1 protein-coding gene and 1 pseudogene are annotated in these 1,121 nt (G+C 66.5%); both read left to right on the top strand.

Features of this window, described 5'->3' with window-relative positions; translation table 11 throughout:
• A partial coding sequence (locus AC1DYI_RS36455) for a methyl-accepting chemotaxis protein (RefSeq protein WP_477208957.1) occupies positions 1-488 on the top strand: 488 nt, incomplete at its 5' end.
• Positions 489-519: 31 nt separating this feature from the next.
• A pseudogene (locus AC1DYI_RS36450) lies at positions 520-1,121 on the top strand (DNA recombination protein RmuC); the annotation flags it as partial.

Below are 1,121 nucleotides of genomic sequence, written 5' to 3'. Positions count from 1 at the left end.
CGGGCGAACAGGGCCGCGGCTTCGCGGTGGTGGCGGGTGAGGTGAGGGCACTGGCGCAGCGCAGCGCCGAGGCGGCCAAGGAGATCAAGACCTTGATCGGTGCCAGCGTCGAGCAGGTGGAAACCGGCAGCAAGCAGGTCGAGGCAGCCGGCACGACGATGCAGCAGGCCAGCATGGCGATTCGCCAGGTGGCCGAGACGATTGCGCAGATCAGCGAGGCCTCGTCACAGCAAAGCCACGGCTTGGCGCAGATCAATGAGGCCGTGGTGCAGATGGACAACCTGACGCAGCAAAACGCAGCGTTGGTGGAGCAAGCCGCGGCCGCGGGCGCCAGCCTGCAGGACCAGGCTGGCCGGTTGCTCGAGTTGATGCGTGCATTCCGCCTGAGTGAGGCGGATGCGGCGACCAATGGCCGCGCCGATTCGGCCGAGCTGACATTGCCGCCGGAACGCTCGGCCGCGCTCGGCACCACCGCCCGAGTGGAATGAGGGGCTGATCATGGGCTGAGACAATCAGCCCATGACCGACTGGATTCTGATGGCGCTGGCCGCGCTGAACCTGCTGATCTTGATCTTCATCGGCCTGACGTCGCGTCGGCGCGAAGACGACGGTGCTCAAGCCCAGGCTCTGGTCACCACACTGCGCGACGCAGCGCGGGCCGACAGTGACCGGCTTGAGCGTGATCTGCGCGACGAGTTGGGCCGCAATGCCCAGATGGCTCGCGCCGACCTGGGCAACTTCCAGCAGATGCTGCTGAACCAGTCCGGCGACGTGGCCCGGACGCAGAACGAGCAGATCGACTCCTTCCGTGCCCAGCTGGGGGCGATGCAGCAGCTGATTGCCGATCAGCTGCGCGCGCTCGGCGAAGCCAATGCAAACCGCTTGGCCGAAGTGCGCGGCACGGTGCAGACCCAGCTCGCTGCGCTGCAAGAGGGCAACGAGCGCAAGCTGGAGCAGATGCGTGCCACCGTTGACGAGAAGCTGCACGCGACGCTGGAGCTGCGGCTGGGCGAAAGCTTCAAGCAGGTGGCCGAACGGCTCGAGAAAGTGCACCAGGGCCTGGGCGACATGCGCAACATGGCGCGTGACGTGGGTTCACTGAACCGCGTGCTGACCAACGT

It is taken from the genome of Ideonella sp. P3_A4 (genome assembly GCF_056403075.1).
Note: the sequence above shows the minus strand (reverse complement) of the source record. Positions and strands in the feature narration are given on the sequence as shown.